The sequence below is a fragment of the Mycobacterium sp. NAZ190054 genome, assembly GCF_001545925.1.
Lineage (GTDB): Bacteria > Actinomycetota > Actinomycetes > Mycobacteriales > Mycobacteriaceae > Mycobacterium.
In genome coordinates this window covers 1-14,542 of the sequence record NZ_LMVQ01000058.1, presented here as the reverse complement: position 1 = coordinate 14,542, position 14,542 = coordinate 1, and the positions used below count along the sequence as shown (strand labels likewise).

Below are 14,542 nucleotides of genomic sequence, written 5' to 3'. Positions count from 1 at the left end.
CCAGCCGTTTCACGCGGTGCGTCAGCCGATGCGCTCGATGCCGGCGACGTTGCGCTTGCCACGCCGAAGCACCAGCCACTTGCCGTGGAGATAGTCGGAGGGCTGCGGCGACCATTCGTCTGTGGCGATCTTCACGTTGTTCACCGACACTCCGCCCTCGGCGATCGTCCGGCGGGCCGCCCCCTTGCTCGCGGAGAGTCCGCTGGCGACAAGGAGATCCGTGATCGAGTCCGGACCGCCCGGCTCGAGTTCGGCCACCGATGCCTCCCGCAGCGCCGCCGCCAAGGTCGGTTCGTCGAGTTCCGACAGTTCCGCTCGCCCGAACAACGCCCGGCTCGCGTGCTCGACCGCGACGGTGGCCGCTTCGCCGTGGACCAGGTTGGTCAGTTCCCGGGCCAACCGCCGCTGCGCGGCTCGTTCGTGCGGGCGCTCTTCGGTCGCCTGCTCGAGCTCGTCCAGTTCGTCGGCGCCGAGGAAGGTGAACCACCGCAGATACGGCACGACGTCGGCGTCGGCGGTGTTGACGAAGTACTGATACCAGGCATACGGACTGGTCATCTCCGGATCCAGCCAGAGACTCCCACCACCGGTGGACTTCCCGAACTTCTTCCCCTCGGAGTCCGTCACCAGCGGGGTCGTCAGGGCGTGCACGCTCGCCCCGGCCTTCTGCCGGACCAGTCGCACCCCGGCGATGATGTTCCCCCACTGATCGGAGCCACCGACCTGCAACGTGCAGCCGTACCGGCGGTGCAACTCCACGTAGTCGTTGGCCTGCAGCAGCATGTAGCTGAACTCGGTGTAGGAGATGCCCTCTCCCTCAAGCCGGCGGCGCACGGTGTCGCGGTCGAGCATCACATTGACCGAGAAGTGCTTGCCGACATCACGCAGGAACTCGATCGCGGAGAGTTCACCGGTCCACGACAGGTTGTTCGCGACGACGGCGCCGGTCGGCGAGTCGTCGAACTCGACGAACCGCTCGAGCTGACCACGGATGCGGTCGGCCCAGTCGGCGACGGTGTCGGCGGTGTTCAGCGTGCGCTCCCCCACATCCCGTGGGTCGCCGATCATGCCGGTCGCGCCGCCGGCGAGCACGATCGGGCGGTGGCCGGCCTGCTGGAACCGGCGCAACGTGAGCAGCGGGATCAGATGCCCGGCATGCAGACTTGGGGCCGTGGGATCGAATCCCGAGTACACCGTGACGGGCCCGTCGGCCAGGGCCTCACCCAACGCATCGCGATCGGTGGACTGTGCGATCAGTCCGCGCCATTCCAGTTCATCGAGAATCGACGTGCCCATGGCACCGATCTTCCCGCACTAGTCGCTCTGCCCCGGCACCGGTGCCCGCGGACTGCGCCGGTAGGCCGACACCTCGGGATGGCCGGCCAGCCACATCCGCCACGGCCGGTCGGCGGCCTTGCTGACCCCGACGCGCGGCCCGCTCTCGCCGACCCGCAGGTCGCCCAGCTTCAGCTGGACCGCAGACGATGGATCGAACAAGTCGACTCCGTTGTCGTCCATCGTGATCCCGAGCGCCGAACACAGATTGCCGGGCCCTCGGGCGAGTGCAGTCTCCCGCACGGACAGACCACGGCGCGCCCAGGCCAGGTCGTGACCGGTGTCGATGACCGCCGCACGCAGCAGCACCGCCGCGGCCACGCCGTCGGGTGCGCACACGACGTTCGCGCAGACGTGGATCCCGTGACTGCGGTAGGTGTAGAGCCGTCCCGCCGGACCGAACATCACCGCGTTGCGCAGTCCGGGTCCGCGATACGAGTGGGCGGCGGCATCCGGCCACGGCCCGTCCTCGGGTCCGCCGTACGCCTCGACCTCGACGATCGTCGCGGTCACGCCACGGCCGGTCATCGTGGCCCCGAGGAGCAGTCGCGCCGCGGTCAGCGGTTCGACCTCCAACTCGGCTCCGGACATCGACGACATCCTACGGACGGCGTTGACATCGATCCGCGCCGAGCGCACTATTCATCACATGGCGAGTTCATCGTCCGATGAATTTTCTCCCCGACCGCGGGGCACTGCGATCGACATCGACAACCTGCACGTCCGCCGCGGCCGCCACGACGCCGTGCGTGATGTCTCGGCGCAGGTGCGGTCGGGTGCGATCACCGGCCTGCTCGGACCGTCGGGCTGCGGTAAGACGACGCTGATGCGCAGCATCGTCGGCACCCAGCTCACGACCGGCGGCACGGTGACCGTGCTGGGCCGACCCGCGGGGTCCCCCGAACTCCGGCACCGCATCGGCTACGTCACGCAGGAACCGACGATCTACCGCGATCTGCGGGTTGTCGACAACGTGCGCTACTTCGCGGCGCTCACCGGGGCCGACTCCGAGGCCGTCGACGAGGCGATCTCGACGGTCGGCATGGACGATCATCGGACCGACCTGTGCGACAACCTGTCCGGCGGACAGCGCACCCGGGTGTCGCTGGCGTGTGCGCTCGTCGCCCATCCGGATCTTCTCGTCCTCGACGAGCCGACCGTGGGCCTGGATCCGGTACTGCGGGCCGACCTCTGGGAGCGGTTCGGCCGGCTCGCCCGCGACGGCACGACCCTGCTGATCTCCAGCCACGTCATGGATGAGGCCGACCACTGTGACGAACTGCTGCTCATGCGCGACGGGCGGCTGCTGGCGCACACCACCCCGAAGCGATTGCGAGAGGACACCGGATGTCAGTCACTGGAACAGGCGTTTCTGTCCATCATCCGCCGCGACACCGCAGTCCCGAGCGCCTGAACCCACTCAGCCCGCGGGCCTATCTGGCCACCGTGGCGCGGATTCTGCGGCAACTGCGCGGTGATCACCGCAGCGTCGCGATGATCCTGCTCGCCCCGAGCCTGATCATCACCCTGCTCTATTTCATGTTCCCGGACGTGGCGGACGCCGCGAAGCGTGCGGGCGCCCCGTCGGCGTTCAACAACGCGTGTCTGATCATGCTCGGTGTCTTCCCGCTGATCGTGATGTTCCTGATCACCTCCATCACGATGCAGCGGGAACGCGTGTCCGGAACGCTTGAGCGGATTCTGACCACACCGCTGCGCCGGCTCGACCTGCTCGCCGGCTACGGCACCGCGTTCTCGATCGCGGCCGCCGCGCAAGCGTCGTTGGCGTGCGTGGTCTCGTTCTGGCTCCTCGGCTTCCATACCGCCGGGAGCCCGGGCTGGGTGTTCGCGATCGCCATCATCAATGCGGTCCTCGGGGTCGGGTTGGGACTGCTGTGCAGCGCGTTCGCCCGCACCGAATTCCAGGCGGTGCAGTTCATGCCGCTGGTCATCGCCCCGCAACTGCTGCTGTGCGGGATCATCGTCCCCCGCGAGCAACTGCCCGACTGGCTGCAATGGATCAGCAACGCGCTGCCCGCCAGCTACGCTCTGGAGGCGCTGCGAGAAGTCGGGGCGCATCCCGAACTGACCTCGGTGGCGCGCCGCGACATCGCGATCGTCATCGTTTTCGCACTGGTGGCGCTGGGTTTGGCCGCGGCCACCTTACGGCGAAGGACACCCTAGACCAAAGTGACGACCACACCGGACCGCCGCCGCCCGGGCCGGCCTCCCGGGCCTTCGGACACCCGCGAACGCATCCTCGACAGCGCGCGTGAACTGTTCGCGCGCAACGGCATCGACAAGACCTCGATCCGGTCCATCGCCGCCGACGCCAAGGTTGATCCGGCCCTGGTACACCACTACTTCGGCACCAAGACCGAACTGTTCGCCGCGGCGATCCACATCCCCATCGACCCGATGAGCATCATCGGTCCGCTGCGGGAGGTGCCCGTGGACCGGATCGGCCACGTCCTGCCGACGTTGCTGCTGCCGCTGTGGGATTCGGAGCTGGGCAAGGGGTTCATCGCGACCTTGCGCTCCCTGTTGGGTGGCAGTGACGCCGACGTCTCGATGGTGCGCTCGTTCCTGCAGGAAGTGATCGCCGTCGAGGTCGGCGCACGCGTCGACGATCCGCCGGGCACGGGACGCATCCGGGTGCAGTTCGTCGCGTCACAACTGGTGGGGATCGTGATCGCCCGCTACATCCTGGAGCTCGAACCCTTCAGGTCGCTGCCCGTGCAGGAAATCGCGGAGACCGTCGGCCCGAACCTTCAGCGGTATCTGACCGGCGACCTGCCCGAGTGGACCTACGACTGATCGGCGGCCTTCACCAGTCGCTGATGCTCGTCGTCGTCGACGGTGACCGCCTCGTCGATGAGCAGCACCGGGATCCCGTCGTCGATGCGGTACTTGCGGCGCAGCCGTGGGTTGTACAGCGACTCCTCGACGAAGAGCAGGGGTCCGCGGTCCTGCGGGCAGACCAGGATGGCCTTGAGGGATTCGTCCAAGGCCATCGGATCAGCGACCCGGCATCGGGAAGATCGTGTCGCCGTCCTGGATCATCGGGTTGCCCTGGTTGGGTGCCCATGCCGGGCCGGTCGGGCCCAGGCCGACCTGAGGCCCCGGAGGCACCGGCGCGGCGGGCGCACCGTTGGCCGACTGTGCCATGACCTTGCGCTGATAGGTCAGCGTCGCCTGCAGCGCTTCGATCAGCGGCCCCTGGTTCGGACGCGCGTCGAGGCCGGCGGCCAACGCTTGGGCGTTACCCATCGACGGGCGGATACCGCGGGCGCGCAGGTTCATCACCTGTTCGATGAGCTTGGAGACCTGGCCGCCACCCCGGCCGGTCTGGTACTCCTGCGAGATCATCATCAAGACCTGATCGGGCGAGATCCGCGGGGCCGGCGGTTCTTCGGCCTTGGTGGTGGGCTGCGCGGTGGCCGTCGGGGCGACGCCCATGACGAGCCCGAATGCGAGACCGGCGCCGACGAGGGCCCCGGTGACCGCACGGTGCAGCGGCGAACTGGTCATGTTGTCCTGCGTCGTCATCCCAACCTCCGTAGTCGCCCCGGCGAGCCTAACAGCGCGCACCGAGGCGGGCATCACTGCCGGCTGCCCGCGATCTCGCTGCGCACGGCAACGGTCAACCGCTTGTACCGATGGGTATCGGGGTCCAGATACCAGGCGTTACGCGACGGCTTGGGGATGCCCCTCTTCTGAAGCGGCTCCGCCAGTGGACGGAACGTGGCGGTCAAGGTCATGTCGGGCACGACGTGCACGATGTCGGGCGGTTGCCCCAGCGGCAGGTCGGCCAGCGCCTCCGAGAGATCCGCCGACGGAATGGTGCCGCCGGGGCACAACGCCAGCGCCGTCACGGCCAACGTCTCCCCGTCGGTCTCGACCTCGTAGGTCACCGCCATGTCGACGGCGCCGAGCTTGCCGAGCGTGTCGTTGACCGTCGCGGCGAACACCGCTCCCCGCGCCGTGTGGATCACCGAGGCGCGGTTGTCGACCAGCCAGTAGTCGCCGTCCTCGTCCCGGCGGAACAGGTACTCGGTGGACACCCACGTGTCGGCGGGGGCGAACACACCGCGCTTCACCGACGCCAGCGGGTCGACGGGGCCGCGTGGATGGGCCAGCAGCACACCGACCTCCCCCGCCTCGGCACGCCGGACGAAGCCCTGCTCGTCTTCGAGGATCAGGTCGCCCTCGGGGTCGTAGGCGGCCAGCGCGATCTCGCCACCGCCGGGCAGCGGCCTGCCCTTGCTTCCGATCTTGGCGCCCTTGACGTTGGCCAGCACGGCCTGACCGTCCGAAGTGGCGAAGAACTCGACGACGTTGGCCGGCTCGAACACGTCGACGACGCGCTTCCACAGCCCGGCGGGCATACCGGAGCCGATGAACAGCCGGATCGGATGGCTGCCGTTCAACGAGAACGCCGGGTCGTCGATGACCTCGCGCAGCATCGCCCAGGTGTAGGACACCACCGTCACGCCGTACTGCCGGATCTCCTGGACGAAGCGGTCGGGCTGCAGTTCCCGCGACAACGCGATGCGGGCACCACCGACGACGGCGCCGCCCAGGCTGACCAGCAGCCCCGATTGGTGGTGCAGCGGGGTCAGGCAGTACACGGTGTCGTTGCGGCTCAGGTTGGCCGCCGAGGCCGTCCCGAACGCCGACAGCGCCCAGCGGTAGTTGGTGATCTGGCGGGCCACCAGGTCGCCGCTGACCGTACTGAAACCGATGAAGGCGAGGTCGCGGGCGAGTCCGGGGTTGGGCCGGTACCAGCCGGGCAGGTCGACGCGGTCGGGGTCGATCTTCTCCATGTCGACCACGTCGGCGTCGTCGGGCAGGTGCAGATCGCGGGCTTCGCCGCCGCCGAGCACCAGCACTCTGCGGTCGAGCTTGCGGGCGGTGTCGAGATTGGTGGGGTCGGCGATGATCTCGGTGACCGCGCCGAGCCGCGCCGCCTCGACGAGATCGGCGTCCGACGGCATCAACACGGCCACCGCGCCGAGCCGGGACAGCGCCGCGATCGCGACCAGCGCGCTGGGCCGGGTCTCCATCAGCACGCCGACCCGGGTGCCCTGCCGCACCCCGACCTCGATCAGACCGTGCACGACGTTGTTGATGCGCCGGTCCACGGCTTCGTAGGTGTGCACCCGCCCGTCGAACAGCAGCGCCTCACCGTTGGGCATGTCCCGGGCCTGCTCGCTCATGATGCGGCCCAACGAGATTCGGGTGTGGTCGTTGACTTGGCCGAGGCGGGCCAGCCGGGGCAGGGTGCGCACGGTCTCGACGGCGAGCGCGCGTGCCGACTTGTTCGCCGTGACGAGGGCGTCGGCGGCCGACCGGGCGAAGGTGAAGGCCATCTCGGTCGCCGCGGTGGCACCGTGCGCCAGCCGCGACGTCAGCGACACCCCGCTCTCGCTCGGTTCGGACGGCTGCAGGGGCATCGGGGTGACGCCGACGGGCATGCTGCCGCCGGCGTCGAGCCAGCGCACCCAGTCGGCCACCGTCGGCCAGGTCTGGGTCGCCGCCTTCGAACCGACGACCAACCCGAAATGTCCTGCCCGGATCAGGAATTCATAGACATCAGCCTTCGGCGCGGCACGCTTGATACCGCGCACCGACGCCGGCTGGCCGATGTCGTCGACCTCACCGATGACCGCGAGCACCGGGCAGTCGATATCGGACAGCGTGACCAGGTCGCCGTGGATCGAGAAACCGCCGGTCATCATCCGGTTGTGCGCGATGAACTGTTTGAGCAGCTCGGAGATCGCCGGTCCCGACCACGCGATCCAGCCCTCCGAGGCCAGGAACCGCCGTTGCTGCTCACGGGGCAGCAGCGCTTCGCGGTCGTGCAACTGGCGCAGGAAGTCCAGCCGCGACTGCGCCGTCTTGACCGGATCGAGCATCTGAAATCCGGTGCGCGCCAACCATCCCGGGATGTCGATGCGGCTGAAGACGTGGTCGGCCATGAAATCGGCGGCGGCCGGGGCCAGGCTGGCCGGCAGGTTCATGGGCAGCGCCGCCAGTGTGTCGACCGGTGAACCGAACGCCACGATGCTCGCCAGATCCTTGGACCGGCGATACGCCGCGGCCTGATAGGCGAACATGCCGCCCTGCGAGTAACCGGCCAGATGCACGTCGCGGCCCGTCACGGTCTTGACGGTGTCGATGGCCTCGCTGAGCGCCACCACGTGGTCGGCGAGGTTGCGTTGCATCCCGCCTTCGATCTTGTCCGGTGAACCGAAGTCGATGACCCACGGGTCGACGCCGGCCTTGTGCAGGATGCCGACGGCGCCCTCGTCCCGGGTGACGTCCCACATGTCGGCCGACATCATCATCGGGTGGACCATCAGTACCGGGGCTCCGACGGAGTTGACGCCGGGACGCGCGTCGGGCGGAAAGTAGCGACGGAGCCGGTACATCGGCACGCTCTCGATGATCTGGAACGGCGACGGCACCGCGCCGGTCTCCAGCCCGCCGTAACGCAGAACCTCAAGCCCGTTCTGGGCTGTCGCGACCAATCGCCCGACCGGCCTGGTGATCGCCGAGAGGTCCACCACTGCGCGCTCCCCACTGTGCTGTCCAGTCGCCCGATTCCGACGTGGTCATGATGGCACAACGCGGATTGCCGGTTTCTGGAAACAACCGCGGCCCACTAGTCTCGGCAGACGATGGCACACCTGCTCGGGGGTGAGAACCTCCACCTGGAGTACCCCACCGGGGTGGTGTTCGATTCGGTGACTGTCGGGGTCAGCGACGGCGACAGGATCGGCATCGTCGGACGCAACGGGGACGGCAAGTCCACCCTGCTCGGGTTGTTGACCGGGCAGGTCGCCCCGCACGCCGGCCGGGTGACGCGCCGCGGCGGGGTGCGGATCGGTGCGCTGGACCAGGCCGACATCCTTGATCCCGGCCACACGGTGGGCTGGTCGCTGGTCGGTGGTCGCGCCACACACGAGTGGGCCGGCGACGCCCGGATCCGTGACGTGATCGGCGGATTGGTCGCCGACATCCCGTTCGACGCTCCCGTCGGCACGCTGTCGGGCGGCCAACGCCGCCGCGTGCAGCTGGCGGCGCTGCTGATCGACGAATGGGACGTCGTCGCGTTGGACGAGCCCACCAACCATCTCGACATCCAGGGCATCACCTGGCTGGCCGAACACCTCAAGCGACGGTGGGCGCGCGGTTCGGGCGGGCTGCTGCTGGTCACCCACGACCGCTGGTTTCTCGATGAGGTGGCCACCACCACGTGGGAGGTGCACCCCGGCGGCAGCGGGGTGCGCGGCAGCGTCGTCGAGCCGTTCGAGGGCGGCTACGCGGCCTACGTGCTGCAGCGTGTCGAACGCGACCGGCAGGCCGCGGCAGTGGAAGCCAAACGTCAGAACCTCATGCGCAAGGAACTCGCGTGGCTGCGCCGCGGGCCGCCGGCACGGACGTCGAAACCGAAGTTCCGCATCGACGCGGCCAACGCGCTGATCTCGGATGTCCCGCCGCTGCGCAACAGCGTCGAGTTGTCCCGCGCGGCGATGGCCCGCCTCGGCAAGGACGTCATCGACCTGCTCGACGTCTCGGTGTCCTATCCGGGCGGCCGAGAAGTGCTGCGCGACATCGAATGGCGGATCGCCCCGGGTGAGCGCACCGGCATCCTCGGCGCCAACGGCGCGGGCAAGTCCACGCTGTTGGGCCTCATCGCGGGCACGGTGACACCGACGACGGGCCGGGTCAAACGCGGCAAGACCGTGCAACTGGCGGTGCTGGATCAAGAGTCCCGCGAGCTCGAGGCGGTGGCCGGCGACATGGTCCGCGAGGTCCTCGGACGGCTGCAGACCAGCTACCAGATCGACGGCAAGGACGTCACGCCCGCGCAACTGCTTGAGCGCCTGGGCTTTCCCCGCGCACATCTGTCGGCCAGGGTCGGCGAGCTGTCCGGTGGGCAGCGGCGACGTCTGCAGTTGATGCTCGTGCTGTTGTCCGAGCCCAACGTGCTGGTGCTCGACGAGCCGACCAACGATGTCGACACCGACATGCTCACCGCGACCGAGGATCTGCTCGACTCATGGCCCGGCACCCTGATCGTCGTCTCCCACGATCGCTACCTGCTCGAGCGCATCACCGATCAGCAGTACGCGATCCTCGACGGTCGCCTCCGGCACCTTCCCGGCGGCATCGACGAGTACCTGCGACTGGCCGGGGAACGACAGGAGTCCCCGGTGCCGCGGGCGAAACCCGCTGCCAGCGAGCAGTTGTCGGGCGCCGAACTGCGCACCATCGAAAAGGAGATCGCCTCGGTCGACCGGTCGCTGGCCAAGCTGGCCGACCGGATCAGCGCCAAACACGACGAGATGGCCGGCCACGACCAGTCCGACCATGTCGGCCTGGGCAAGCTCACCGCGCAGCTGCGAGATCTGGAAAGCCAGGTGGCAGAACACGAAACGCGCTGGCTGGAGCTTTCGGAGAGGCTCGAGAGCTAGATGACCTACCTGCTGCGGCCGTTCGTGTTGTGTGTGCGCTACTGGCCGCAGCTGGCTGCCTGCTATCTGCTCGGGTTGCTCGGCCGGCGCGGCGCGATCGAGCTGGCGGCGTGGGCCGGTCACGACAACGACGTCTGGGCCGCCCTGATCATGCCGCTGGCGGGGCTGGCCCGCCTGGGGTCCTATGTGGCGATGTTCTTCGTGCTGCGGCGCGCGATTCCCGTGCTGGCCGCGTTGCCGAGGCGGTCGGCCCGCCGCGTCGACGTGTTCTCGACGGTCATCGTGCCGTTCTTCGCCATCTATCTGGCGTGGAAGATGTTCGCCGAGGACTGGATCGCCTTCGAGACCCAGGCCCTCGACTACCGGATCGCCGACGCGATGATGACGCCGGGTGTCACCGAGCTCCACCCCGAGACTCTGCCGATCGGAACGGTCACGTGGGTGCTGATCGTCGCCGCTCTGGTGCTCCGGATTGCGCTCAGCCGTTTCAGCGACCGGCTGCCCGGCTGGATGATCGCGATCCGGGTGTATGTCGACGCCCTGTGGGTGTTCCTCGGTGTGAGTTTCGCCGCCAGCAGGGATCTCACCGTCGTCCTCAATCCCAGCGGCTGGCTCGCCGAACGGCGGATCGTGGCGTGGTTCAACGAGACCCGCGCGGACCTGTTCTCACATCTCAGGCCGCTGGAGGTGCTCTGGGACACCTTCACCTGGGCGGTGAGCACAGTGTTCGGCGGCGCGACGATACCGCTGTTGTGGCTCGCCGTCGCGGCGATCGTCTACGGCGTGTCCATGCCCGCGGACTGGCGGGACACCGCCCGCCGAATCGCCGGCCGGCGTGCGGACCGGGTGTTCGAGCAGGCGGCCGCGCCGCAGAAGCTGGTGCGGGAACGGTGGTCACGTCTGCCCGATGTCCGCCGTCGAGAGGCGCGGGACTGGCTGCTGTCCAAGCTGGGCAACTACCGGCCGATCGTCGACTCGGCGCGGCTGATCCTGCACGGTGGCGTGCTGGCGTTGGCGCTGTATGTGCTCGGCTATCTCGGGTTGGCGTGGTTGGACATGGCGGGCAGTTTCTATCGGCCGGAGGTGCGGGCCGGCTACCTGTTCCGCGGCGCGGCGTGGCTGCTGGGCCCCCATCCGGCATCGTTCTGGGACTTCGTGCGGCCGACGCTGATCTTCGTCTCGCATCTGATCGTCGAACCGCTGCGCGTGTGCCTGATCGCCTCCACCGTGGCTTTCTGCCTGGAACGCGTGCGACAGAAGGACGCTACAGCAGCATCCGCACCGTGATCTGGCCGTTGTCGATGACGTCCATCGCGGTCGGCACGACATCCGACGGCAGCACGAAACCGAACTGGACACGCCCCGGCTTGTCGCACAGGTTCCGCACGCCGTCGCGAGGGAGCGGACTGAACCCGCCGACGCCCTCGGACTCCCACCGCCGTTCGCCGTCGGTGAGCATCGCGGTGCAGTAGCCGGGCCGCGGCGGCCCGGACAGGTCGACGACGACCACGGTCAGCACCGTGCCCGGGGGCAGCGGCGGGCCGAAATTGAGCGGGCTGCGATTCAGGTGCTTGATGGATTCCAGCCGCCATGTCTGCCCGTCGGCCGTACCGCTCTGACCGTCGGGCACGACCAGTCGGGGCGTGAGCGAGTTCCGGTAGGCCGACCACTGCGGTCCGAAATCGATCACGACGAAGGCTCCGACCGCGCAGGCGACGACGACCGCGCCGATGACGTTGCGCTGCCACAGCGCCGACAGCCGCGTCATGCGGCACTCGCCTCCGGTGGTGCCAGATCCACCTCGCCGGTTCTGGCGAAGCGGTCGGCGTCGAGCTCGATGACCAGGCGGGAATCGAGCATGCCGCTGCCCACCCACACGCGCAGGGTGACCGGGTCGGCGGCGCCCGCCGCGACCAGCGGTGAGGCGACGTCGAACACCCAGCTGCCGCGCTGTGAGATTCCCGGGGCGATCTCCGCGCCGAGCGTCTTGCCGAAGAACCGGTCGGTCGGTACGTAGGTGTTGGGGCCGACAAGCAGGTCGGCGTGCGGCAGCTCGGTGGACCCGGTGGCCTCCAGCGTGGTGTCGACGACCACCCAGGAACCCGCGGCCTGCGCCGAATTGACTTGCGGTGCAACGCGTACCGAGGTGACAGTGGCGGTGACCGCGCGGCCCCGGACGGGTTCGCCCACCCGGCCGTGGACGTCGAACGTGCCGTAGAGGTCCGTCGGTGTGGGCAGGTTGTGCCACACCACCGCGGCCGCCGTCACGACGGCGATGACGCCCAGCGCGGACAACACCGGCCCCAGGTTCCTCATGACGGCCCGCCCACACTCAGTTCGGTGACCCCGTAGTCGGTGAGGCTGTCGAGCCACTCTTTGCCGCCGTAGGTGACCATCAGTTGCGAATACGTCTTCTTCCAGACCCGAACGGTGATCACGTCGCCCGAGCTCAGGGCGTCGTCGGGGACGAGCCAGGTGAACACGAGCTGCTCGGTGAGTCCCGGACCGAGGTTCTGGATCGGTGAGCTGTCCCGGTAGCGCCAGACACCGTGGAACTCCGCGCCCGGCACGTCACGCAGGTCCAACTCATTGCGCAGCCGCCCAGGAACCGTCGAGTTGTTTCGCAGCGTCGCGACCACGGCCAGGTACCGGCGCCCCGGCTGGGCCGGGCTGACGACGCGCCTGCCGCTTTCGAGCTTGTCGACCAGCCTTGCTCGCTCGACGGTGACGGAGAATTGCCCGTCGTCGAACTCCTGGCCCGGGTTGAACGGGGTGGCCGCGGTCTCGACGCGGTCCAGTCCGCCGAACAGCGCGGCGACCGCCAGGACGACGGCCAGCCCGGCTTTCCACCACTGGCTCACCTTGCGCTCGGCCAGCCACCGGCGTACCCGCTGGGCCTCCATGCCGAAGGATGTTAGCGGCCGGCTACCGCCGTAGCCGGATGCGCAACGAATCCGACGCGTCGCGTACCGCACTCAGTTGCCGGGCCACCTGGACGGGCGCCGTGCCCCCGCGCGCGTCCCGTGAGTTGACCGAGCCTTCGGTGGTGAGCACGTCGCGGACGTCGGGGGTGAGCGCCGGGTGGATGCCGGTGAGCTCGGCGTCGGCGAGCTCCTCGAGGCCGATACCGCGGGCCTCGGCCGCGCGCACCGCCGCGCCGGCGGCTTCGTGTGCCACCCGGAACGGCACGCCGCGGCGCACCAGCCATTCGGCGACGTCGGTGGCCAGCGTGTACCCGAGCGGGGCGAGCGCGGCCATCCGGTCGACGTCGAAGCGCAGGGTCGCGACCAGGCCGGCCATCGCGGGCAGCAGCAGCTCCAGCTGGGCCACCGAGTCGAACACCGGCTCCTTGTCCTCCTGCAGGTCCCGGTTGTACGCCAGCGGTTGCGCCTTCAGGGTGGCCAGCAGCCCGGCGAGGTTGCCGATCAGCCGGCCGGACTTGCCGCGGGCCAGCTCGGCGATGTCGGGGTTCTTCTTCTGCGGCATGATCGAGCTGCCCGTCGACCACGCGTCGTGCAGCGTGACATAACCGAATTCGGTCGTGCTCCACAGGATGATGTCCTCGGCCAGCCGCGACAGGTCGACCCCGATCATCGTGAAGACGAACGCCGCCTCGGCCGCGAAGTCCCGGGAGGCGGTGGCGTCGATCGAATTGTCCGCCGCCGACGCGAACCCGAGTTCCTCGGCGATCGCGTCGGGGTCCAGGCCCAGCGACGAGCCGGCCAGCGCCCCGGATCCGTACGGCGACACCGCGGCCCGCTTGTCGAAGTCGGCGAGCCGGTCCACGTCGCGCAGCAGCGGGTGGGCGTGGGCGAGCAGATGATGGGCCAGCAGCACAGGCTGCGCCGACTGCAGGTGGGTCTTGCCCGGCATGATCGCGGTGGGGTGCGCGGCGGCCTGGGTGGCCAGCGCGGACACCACGTCGAGCACGCCGTCGGCGACCCGCCGGATCGCGTCGCGCAGCCAGAGCCGGAACAGCGTGGCCACCTGGTCGTTGCGCGAGCGGCCCGCGCGCAGACGTCCGCCGAGGTCGGCTCCGACCCGGTCGATCAGGCCGCGTTCCAGCGCGCCGTGCACGTCCTCGTCGGACACCAGCGGTCCGAAGCTGCCGTCGGCGACGTCGGACCCCAGGCTGTCCAGTCCGGCCAGCAGCCCGTCACGCTGCTCCTCGGTCAGCAGGCCTGCCCGGAACAGCACGCGCACATGGGCTTTCGACGCGGCGACGTCATACGGTGCCAGCACCCAGTCGAAATGCGTCGACTTGCTCAGCGCGGCGAGGGCGTCGGCCGGCCCGTCGGCGAACCGGCCGCCCCACAGCGAACCCTCGTTGGTGCTCACGGGGTCACCCTAATGCGCCGAGCGGTCACTTCCCCGCCAGGTCCCGGCGCGCCGACAGGCTCGACGAAAGGCCGTGCACATGCACGAATCCCTTGGCTGCGGACTGGTCGAAGGTGTCGCCCTCGTCGTAGGTGGCCAGGTTGAAGTCGTACAGGGACTCCGCGCTGCGCCGGCCGTTCACCGCGATGTGCCCGCCGTGCAGCACGAGCCGGATCTCCCCGGAGACGTGTTCCTGGGTCTTGGCGACGAACGACTCCAGCGCGGTCTTCAGCGGGGAGTACCAGAGGCCGTCATAGACGAGCTCGCCCCACTTCTGGTCGGTGGTGCGCTTGAACCGGCCCAGTTCGCGCTCCAGCGTGACGTGCTCGAGCTCGGTGTGGGCGGTG

The 14,542-nt window shown here is 69.1% G+C and carries 14 protein-coding genes and 1 pseudogene; 5 read left to right on the top strand and 10 right to left on the bottom strand.

Annotated elements, in window-relative coordinates; genetic code table 11:
• Positions 1–21: 21 nt before the first annotated feature.
• Positions 22–1,296, bottom strand: a complete 1,275-nt coding sequence (tyrS, locus tag ASJ79_RS05870; RefSeq protein WP_067953800.1) for a tyrosine--tRNA ligase — start codon at positions 1,294–1,296, stop codon at positions 22–24.
• 18 nt (positions 1,297–1,314) lie between these two features.
• On the bottom strand, positions 1,315–1,926 hold the full coding sequence (locus ASJ79_RS05865; RefSeq protein WP_067953801.1) for a DNA-3-methyladenine glycosylase: 612 nt from the start codon (positions 1,924–1,926) through the stop codon (positions 1,315–1,317).
• 58 nt (positions 1,927–1,984) lie between these two features.
• Between ASJ79_RS05865 and ASJ79_RS05860 the strand changes: the two genes are divergently transcribed.
• Genes ASJ79_RS05860 through ASJ79_RS05850 form a run of 3 tightly spaced genes read left to right on the top strand, consistent with a single transcriptional unit; the run spans position 1,985 to position 4,152 of the window.
• Positions 1,985–2,749, top strand: coding sequence for an ABC transporter ATP-binding protein (locus ASJ79_RS05860; protein ID WP_067953799.1), 765 nt, complete (start codon positions 1,985–1,987; stop codon positions 2,747–2,749).
• The gene (locus tag ASJ79_RS05855) at positions 2,683–3,519 is read left to right on the top strand and encodes an ABC transporter permease (RefSeq protein WP_067953798.1); all 837 of its coding nucleotides are present in this window, start codon (positions 2,683–2,685) and stop codon (positions 3,517–3,519) included. The genes ASJ79_RS05860 and ASJ79_RS05855 overlap by 67 nt, the downstream gene beginning before the upstream one ends.
• Before the next feature lie 6 nt (positions 3,520–3,525).
• Positions 3,526–4,152 carry a TetR family transcriptional regulator gene (locus ASJ79_RS05850; RefSeq protein WP_067953797.1) on the top strand — a complete coding sequence of 209 codons (627 nt, stop codon included), beginning with the start codon at positions 3,526–3,528 and terminating at the stop codon, positions 4,150–4,152.
• On the opposite strand, the gene ASJ79_RS05845 is transcribed toward ASJ79_RS05850, so the two are convergent.
• Genes ASJ79_RS05845 through ASJ79_RS05835 form a run of 3 tightly spaced genes read right to left on the bottom strand, consistent with a single transcriptional unit; the run spans position 4,143 to position 7,907 of the window.
• Positions 4,143–4,349 (bottom strand): Trm112 family protein, encoded by a 207-nt coding sequence (locus ASJ79_RS05845; protein ID WP_067953796.1) that lies wholly within the window; start codon positions 4,347–4,349, stop codon positions 4,143–4,145. The genes ASJ79_RS05850 and ASJ79_RS05845 overlap by 10 nt on opposite strands.
• A 4-nt stretch (positions 4,350–4,353) precedes the next feature.
• Positions 4,354–4,884 (bottom strand): hypothetical protein, encoded by a 531-nt coding sequence (locus ASJ79_RS05840; RefSeq protein ID WP_067953795.1) that lies wholly within the window; start codon positions 4,882–4,884, stop codon positions 4,354–4,356.
• A 53-nt stretch (positions 4,885–4,937) separates the two neighbouring features.
• Positions 4,938–7,907, bottom strand: a complete 2,970-nt coding sequence (locus ASJ79_RS05835; protein ID WP_369803612.1) for an acyl-CoA synthetase — start codon at positions 7,905–7,907, stop codon at positions 4,938–4,940.
• Between the two features lie 111 nt (positions 7,908–8,018).
• Between ASJ79_RS05835 and ASJ79_RS05830 the strand changes: the two genes are divergently transcribed.
• Both ASJ79_RS05830 and ASJ79_RS05825 read left to right on the top strand, forming a co-directional pair.
• Positions 8,019–9,818 (top strand): ABC-F family ATP-binding cassette domain-containing protein, encoded by a 1,800-nt coding sequence (locus tag ASJ79_RS05830; RefSeq protein ID WP_067953793.1) that lies wholly within the window; start codon positions 8,019–8,021, stop codon positions 9,816–9,818.
• Entirely contained in the window at positions 9,819–11,105 is a 1,287-nt protein-coding gene (locus ASJ79_RS05825; RefSeq protein ID WP_067953792.1) for a hypothetical protein, read from the top strand.
• Here the strand turns inward: ASJ79_RS05825 and ASJ79_RS05820 are convergent.
• From ASJ79_RS05820 to ASJ79_RS05800, 5 genes and pseudogenes are all read right to left on the bottom strand, one after another.
• Positions 11,083–11,586: a hypothetical protein gene (locus ASJ79_RS05820; RefSeq protein ID WP_067953791.1), complete on the bottom strand. Its 504-nt coding sequence runs from the start codon at positions 11,584–11,586 to the stop codon at positions 11,083–11,085. The two genes, ASJ79_RS05825 and ASJ79_RS05820, sit on opposite strands and share 23 nt — an antisense overlap.
• Complete coding sequence (locus ASJ79_RS05815; protein WP_067953790.1) at positions 11,583–12,134, bottom strand: hypothetical protein; 552 nt, start codon at positions 12,132–12,134, stop codon at positions 11,583–11,585. The genes ASJ79_RS05820 and ASJ79_RS05815 overlap by 4 nt, the downstream gene beginning before the upstream one ends.
• Complete coding sequence (locus ASJ79_RS05810) at positions 12,131–12,721, bottom strand: hypothetical protein (RefSeq protein ID WP_067953789.1); 591 nt, start codon at positions 12,719–12,721, stop codon at positions 12,131–12,133. The genes ASJ79_RS05815 and ASJ79_RS05810 overlap by 4 nt, the downstream gene beginning before the upstream one ends.
• Before the next feature lie 22 nt (positions 12,722–12,743).
• Positions 12,744–14,156 (bottom strand): argininosuccinate lyase, encoded by a 1,413-nt coding sequence (gene argH / locus ASJ79_RS05805; protein WP_067953788.1) that lies wholly within the window; start codon positions 14,154–14,156, stop codon positions 12,744–12,746.
• A 25-nt stretch (positions 14,157–14,181) separates the two neighbouring features.
• Positions 14,182–14,542 (bottom strand): annotated as a pseudogene (locus ASJ79_RS05800) (argininosuccinate synthase domain-containing protein); the annotation flags it as partial.